Below are 6,650 nucleotides of genomic sequence, written 5' to 3'. Positions count from 1 at the left end.
CCCGTCGCGGGGGCTCTGCCCCCGTACCCCCGCTCCTCAATCGCCGGAGGGGCTGGAATTGTGCCCCGGTTCGTGGCGTGTGGGTCGCAGTCCCGCGCCCCCGGTCCATGGCGTGCGGGTCGGGGCGAGGCGGGGCAAGCTGCTCCCATGGCTGCTGCCCCCGCGCCCGGAGAGATCCGGGTCGCCTCGTCCGTCGGGCGGTGGGTCGTTCTGACCACCGTGCTCGGCTCCGGCATGGCGATGCTGGACTCCACGGTCATCAACGTGGCCCTGCCCCGCATCGGCGAGGACCTCGGCACCGACATGGCCGCGCTCCAGTGGACCGTCAACGCGTACATGCTCACGCTCGCCGGGCTGATCCTCCTCGGCGGGGCGCTCGGGGACCGGTACGGGCGGCGGCGGGTGTTCGTGGTGGGGGTCGTGTGGTTCGCGGTGGCCTCGTTGCTCTGCGGGATCGCGCCGAACGCGGGGGTTCTCGTCGCCGCCAGGGCCCTGCAAGGGGTGGGCGGCGCGCTGCTCACTCCGGGGTCCCTCGCGCTCATCCAGGCGAGCTTCCATCCGGACGACCGGGCCCGGGCCGTGGGGCTCTGGTCCGGGTTCGGCGGGGTCGGGGCGGCCGTGGGGCCCTTCGTGGGCGGGTGGCTCGTCGACGGGCCCGGGTGGCGGTGGGTCTTCCTGCTCAATCTGCCGCTCGCCGCGATCTGCGTGCCCGTCGCGCTCCGGCACGTACCGGAGTCGCGGGATCCGGCGGCGCACGGCCGGTTCGACGTGCTGGGGGCCGCCCTCGGGGCGCTGGCCCTCGCCGGGGTGACGTACGCCCTGATCGAGGCCCCGGGGCGGGGCGCGTCACCGGTGGTGACCGGGTCGGCCCTCGGCGGGGTGGCCCTCGGAGCGGCGTTCGTCCTGGTCGAGCGGCGGCGGGCGGATCCCATGCTGCCGCCGTCGATCTTCCGCTCCCGGCTGTTCACCTCCGTGAACCTGGTGACCTTCTGCGTCTACGCGGCCCTCGGCGGCTTCTTCTTCCTCTCCGCGATCCAGCTCCAGGTGGTGGCCGGGTACTCGGCGCTGGGGGCCGGTACCGCGCTGCTGCCGACCACGGTCCTCATGCTGCTGTTCTCCGCCTGGTCGGGGGAGCTGGGGCGGCGGATCGGACCCCGCATCCCCCTCACGGTGGGGCCGCTGCTGGCCGCCGCCGGGATGCTCCTGATGCTGCGGGTGGGGCCGGGCACCCCGTCCGTCGGTTCGTACGTCGGTGAGGTGCTGCCCGCCGTAGCGGTGCTCGGCGCAGGGCTCGTCGTGGTCGTCGCGCCGCTCACCGCGACCGTCCTGGCCGCCGTGGACGCCGGGCGGGCCGGGCTGGCCAGCGGCATCAACAACGCCGCCGCGCGGGCCGCGGGGCTCATCGCGGTGGCCGCCCTGCCGCTGCTCGCCGGGATGGGATCCGAGGTGTACCGGGACGCGGGCGAGTTCGCCGCGACCTTCCGGCGGGCGATGCCGATGTGCGCCGGGCTGCTGGTTGCGGGCGCGGTCATCGCCTGGTGGACGGTGCGCACCCCGGCCGCCGCCGTCCGCGGTGAGCGGCCCGAATGCGCGGTGCACTGCGGGGTCGTCGCCCCGCCGCTGGAGCCGGAGCGCCGCGAGGGATGACGTACGCCCGTGGGACAGGCCCCGGAGCCCGGGCGGCCGGGTCGGGGCGCGGTGCCGCCGGGTCCTCGCGGCAGGCACACTTGAGCCATGTCCATCCACGAGAACCTGCTCGGGGGCCCTGCCCCGACCCACCTCCCCGACGACCCGGAGCCGCGCGAGCTGCTCGCCGCCGGCACCCCGCCCGCCGAGGTCGCCGCGAAGTACCCCACCTCCTCGCTCGCCTGGGCGCAGCTCGCCGACGAGGCGTTCGAGGGCGGCCGGGTCGTCGAGTCGTACGCGTACGCCCGTACCGGCTACCACCGCGGCCTCGACTCCCTGCGCCGGGCCGGCTGGAAGGGCCACGGCCCCGTCCCGTTCGAGCACGAGCCGAACCGCGGCTTCCTGCGCGCCCTGCACGCCCTGGCGCGGGCCGCCGGGTCGATCGGGGAGACCGAGGAGCACGAGCGCTGCGCGACGTTCCTGCGGGACTCCTCGCCGACCGCCGCCGACATCCTGAGCTGAGCAGTCTTCCCCTGAGCCGCTCCCTGCCCAAGCACCTCGGGCGGGGAGCGGCCCAGGGCCTCGCTTCGGACCAGGCCGGGCTCGCGGGGTCCGGCACGCACTCCCCCAAGCTCTCGGCTTCGCTCGAGCAGGGAGGGGCCCCCTCCGGCGTTGTCGTCGGTCGGCATGGCTCCGCCATGACTCCCTCCTCCGCCTTGCAGCTGCACGCACCGGACCCCGCTCCCTGATCCGGCCTGGTCCGAAGCGAGGCCCTAGTATGCGAGCAGGGGACCGGAGCTCCATCACCTCACGGAAGGGGCGGACCGCTACCCGGAAGCTCGTGTCGAGGAGACAGAAATGTCGACGAATCACCCCGACCCCGAAGCCACCGGTGCGGACACCCCGCACCTGGACTTCGAGGGAACGACTCCGTACGAGGACTACGTCCAGGCGGATGTCCTGACCCACCTCCAGCACCTGTGCTCGGACGATCCCGGCGAGATGGTCTTCCTTGTCACCACCCAGGTCATGGAGCTGTGGTTCACGGTCATCGTCCATGAGTGGGAGACCGCGACCCGCGCCCTGCGCGAGGACCGCATACCCGTCGCGCGCGACGCCCTGAAGCGTTCGCTGCGCGAGCTGGAGGCGCTCAACGACTCCTGGCGGCCGCTGGCCGGACTCACCCCCGCCCAGTTCAACTCCTACCGGGGCTCCCTCGGCGAGGGCTCCGGCTTCCAGTCGGCGATGTACCGGCGGATGGAGTTCCTGCTCGGAGACAAGTCCGCCTCCATGCTGGTGCCGCACCGGGGTGCGCCCCGCGTGTACGCCGAGCTGGAGAAGGCGCTCGGGGAGCCCAGCCTGTACGACGAGACCCTCGCCCTGCTGGCCCGGCGCGGCTATGCGATCCCCGAGGCGGTCACGGGCCGGGACCTGACCAAGCGGTACGAGCCGTCGCCCGAGGTCGAGGCCGTGTGGGCGGAGATCTACGCCTCCGACGACCAGAACGACGAGCTGGTGCGCCTCGGCGAACTGCTCACCGACGTCGGCGAGCTCGTCTGGCGTTGGCGCAACGACCACCTCGTCGCCACCCGGCGCGCGATGGGCTCCAAGACCGGCACCGGCGGTTCCGCCGGGGTGGCCTGGCTGGAGAAGCGCGCCACGAAGAACGTGTTCCCTGAGCTATGGACGGCGCGCAGCCATGTTTGAGACCACGACCACGGACAGGAACGCGGCGGAGGAGGCGCAGGGCCTTCGCGAGCGCGCCGCCGTCCTCGACGCCGCCGATCCGCTCGCCGCGCGGCGGAAGCTCTTCGCCCTCGACGACGGCGTCTACCTCGACGGCAACTCGCTGGGCGCGCTGCCCGTCCACGTCCCCGCCCGCGTGAGGGACGTCCTCACCCGCCAGTGGGGCGAGCTGCGCATCCGGTCCTGGGACGAGAGCGGCTGGTGGACCGCGCCCGAGCGGATCGGCGACCGGATCGCCCCGCTCGTCGGGGCCGCCGCCGGGCAGATCGTCGTCGGTGACTCGACCAGCGTGAACGTCTTCAAGGCCGTCGTCGCCGCGGGCCGGCTCGCGGGGGAGGGACGCGACGAGATCCTGGTTGACGCGACGACCTTTCCCACGGACGGGTACATCGCCTCGTCCGCGGCCCGGCTCACCGGCCACCGGATCGTGCCCGTCGCGCCCGCCGACGTCCCGGCCGCGCTCGGGCCGCGTACCGCCGCCGTGCTGCTCAACCACGTCGACTACCGCTCCGGCCGGCTGCACGACCTGCCCGGACTGACCGCCGCCGTCCACGCGGCGGGGGCGGTCGTGGTGTGGGACCTCTGCCACAGCGCCGGCGCGCTGCCGGTCGGACTTGACGAGCACGGGGTGGACCTCGCGGTCGGCTGCACCTACAAGTACCTGAACGGCGGCCCCGGTTCGCCCGCGTACCTGTACGTCGCCGAGCGCCACCAGGCCGCCTTCGACTCGCCGCTGCCGGGCTGGAACTCGCACGCCGACCCGTTCGGCATGACCCCCGACTACGCCCCCGCGGACGGTTCCGTACGGGGCCGGGTCGGCACGCCCGACATCGTCTCCATGCTGACGCTGGAGGCGGCGCTGGACGTGTGGGACGGGGTCTCCGTCGACGTGGTGCGGGCCAAGTCCCTCGCCCTGACGGACTTCTTCCTGGAGTGCGTCGAGGCGTACGTCCCGGCGGGCCGGGTCACCTCCGTCACCCCGGCCGCGCACGCCGAACGCGGCAGCCAGGTCGCCCTGCGCTGCGACGGGGCCGAGCCCGTGATGCGCCGGCTGATCGAACAGGGCGTCGTCGGCGATCTGCGGCGGCCGGACGTGCTGCGGTTCGGCTTCACCCCGCTGTACGTGGGGTTCGCCGACGCGGAACGGGCGGCGCGGATTCTCGGCGATGTGCTCGCCGAGGTGGATGCCGATGTGGTCGCCGATGTGGTCGCCGGCGACACCGTCGGCTGACGGGCCGTCACCGTCTGTTCGGCCGGGCGGGGACGGTGCCGAGTGCTGGTACCGTCCCCGCAGGTCAGCCCAGTTGGGCAAGAGCACAGGCACTGGACACAGGCATAGGACGGTTGAGCAGCATGTCGGATTCTGCCGCGCGTGATCGGGACGTCGCCGAGACGGAGTCGGCGCTCGCGCATCCGGAGGTCGCGCCCGACCGGACCGCCGCCTACGGGGACCACCCCGACCAGGTCGTCGACTTCTACGCGCCGCGCGACGGCCGCACCGGCGCCCCGCTCGTCGTCCTCCTGCACGGCGGCGCCTGGCGGACCACGTACGACCGGGCCCATGTCTCCCCGTTCGCGGACTTCCTGGCCCGCCGGGGCTTCGCCGTGGCGAGCGTGGAGTACCGGCGCGGCGGCGACGACATCCCGCAGCAGCGCGGCGGCGGGGAGAACACCCGGCCGGGCGGTGTCGACCCGGTCGCGGGGCGCTGGCCGGAGACCTTCGACGACGTGGCCGCCGCGATGGACGCGATGCCCGTCCTGGCCGCCCGCGAGCTGCCCGGGGCCGATGTGCGGCGGATCGTGGTCACCGGGCACTCGGCGGGCGGGCACCTCGCCCTGTGGGCGGCGGCGCGGCACGTCCTGCCCGAGGGGTCGCCGTGGCGGCTGCCCGCCCCGCCGCCGCTGCGCGGGGTCGTCGCCCTGGCCCCGATCGCGGACTTCACGGTGGCGGCCGAACTGGGGGTGTGCGGCGGTGCGTTCGCCCAACTCCTGGGCGGGGAAGTCGGCTTCGAGGGCCGGGTGGCGCAGTCCGACCCCGGGGTGCTGCTGCCGACCGGGATCGCCACCGCGATCGTGCAGGGCGTCGAGGACATCGTCGTGCCGCAGGCCGTCTCCGAGGCGTACGTCGACGCGGCGGCCAGGTCCGGCGAGATGGTGGGGCTGACGCTGCTCGGCGGCGTCGGGCACTTCCCGCTGATCGATCCCGCCGCCGACGCCTGCGCCGTCGTGGCCGAGGAGATCACCCAGCTCGCCTGGTGAGCCGGTCGGCCGGGGAGCCGAGTTGCGGACGGAAGGTGTCCGCAAGGGTCTCTACGTTGGTCCTGTTGCCGCTCAGAGGGAGCCGGTACCGACGAAGGGGAACCTCATGACGATCCTGGTGACCGGAGCCACGGGAACGGTCGGACGCCGCGTGGTCGAGCAGCTGCTGGAGCGCGGCGAGCACGTCCGGGCCCTGACCCGCGACCCGGCGCGGGCGGAGTTCCCGGACGGGGTCGACGTCGTCGCGGGCGACCTCACGGACCCGGGGTCGCTGGGCGCCGCGCTGGACGGGGTGAGCGGGCTGCACCTCATCACCTTCGGCGGCGAGCTCTTCGCCCCGCTGGAGACCGGTGAGGAGATCCTCGCCCTGGCCCGGAAGGCCGGCGTGCGCCGGGTGACCGTGCTCCACGGTGGCGGGGAGACCCCGATGGAGGCGGCGGTGCGGGCGAGCGACTTCGCCTGGGCCGTCGTGATGCCGGTGGAGTTCATGGCGAACGCGCTGGAGTGGGCGCCCGGCATCAGGAGCGAGGGCGTGGTGCGCGAGCCCTTCGTGAGCCGGCTGAGCGCGATGGTCCACGAGGCGGACATCGGGGCGGTGGCGGCGGCGGCCCTCACGGAGGACGGCCACGGCGGCCAGGAGTACCTGATCACCGGGCCGCAGGCGCTGACCGTCGCCGACAAGACGGCGGCCATCGCGGCGGCGCGGGGCGCGGACGTGGAGCTGGTCGAGCTGACCGAGGAGCAGGCGCTGGAGGCCTGGCGGGGCCAGGGCATGCCGGAGGACGTGATCGCGTTCCTCATCGACGTCTACCGGGACACCCCGGCGGAGGGCCGGACCGTGATCGACACGGTGGAGAAGGTCACCGGGCGGCCGGCCCGGACCTTCGCGCAGTGGGCGCAGGAGCACGCGGACCACTTCCGCGCGGGGGCCTGAGAAGGCTGCCACCAGGGGTTTTCCGGCCCCTGGCGCGGGGCGGCGGAGGCGGGTGGTCAGCCGGGTAGTCCTTGAGAGGGACGCC

At 74.2% G+C, this 6,650-nt stretch carries 6 protein-coding genes; all 6 read left to right on the top strand.

Annotation, left to right across the window (positions count from 1 at the left end):
* Positions 1-147: 147 nt before the first annotated feature.
* The 6 genes from D581_RS0135180 (at position 148) to D581_RS0135155 (ending at position 6,565) form a co-directional block, all read left to right on the top strand.
* Positions 148-1,647, top strand: coding sequence for a DHA2 family efflux MFS transporter permease subunit (locus D581_RS0135180; protein WP_018961810.1), 1,500 nt, complete (start codon positions 148-150; stop codon positions 1,645-1,647).
* A gap of 87 nt (positions 1,648-1,734) precedes the next feature.
* Positions 1,735-2,148, top strand: coding sequence for a DUF3151 domain-containing protein (locus D581_RS0135175; protein ID WP_018961809.1), 414 nt, complete (start codon positions 1,735-1,737; stop codon positions 2,146-2,148).
* Between the two features lie 336 nt (positions 2,149-2,484).
* A complete protein-coding gene (locus tag D581_RS0135170) occupies positions 2,485-3,333 on the top strand; it encodes a tryptophan 2,3-dioxygenase family protein (RefSeq protein WP_018961808.1) in 849 nt (282 codons plus the stop codon).
* Complete coding sequence (gene kynU, locus D581_RS0135165; protein ID WP_018961807.1) at positions 3,326-4,603, top strand: kynureninase; 1,278 nt, start codon at positions 3,326-3,328, stop codon at positions 4,601-4,603. Before D581_RS0135170 ends, kynU begins: the two co-directional genes overlap by 8 nt.
* A gap of 122 nt (positions 4,604-4,725) precedes the next feature.
* The gene (locus D581_RS0135160) at positions 4,726-5,631 is read left to right on the top strand and encodes an alpha/beta hydrolase (protein WP_018961806.1); all 906 of its coding nucleotides are present in this window, start codon (positions 4,726-4,728) and stop codon (positions 5,629-5,631) included.
* Between the two features lie 106 nt (positions 5,632-5,737).
* Positions 5,738-6,565: an NAD(P)H-binding protein gene (locus tag D581_RS0135155; RefSeq protein ID WP_018961805.1), complete on the top strand. Its 828-nt coding sequence runs from the start codon at positions 5,738-5,740 to the stop codon at positions 6,563-6,565.
* Positions 6,566-6,650 lie beyond the last annotated feature (85 nt).

This window comes from Streptomyces sp. CNB091 (assembly GCF_000377965.1).
This window is presented reverse-complemented; position numbering and strand designations above follow the sequence as displayed.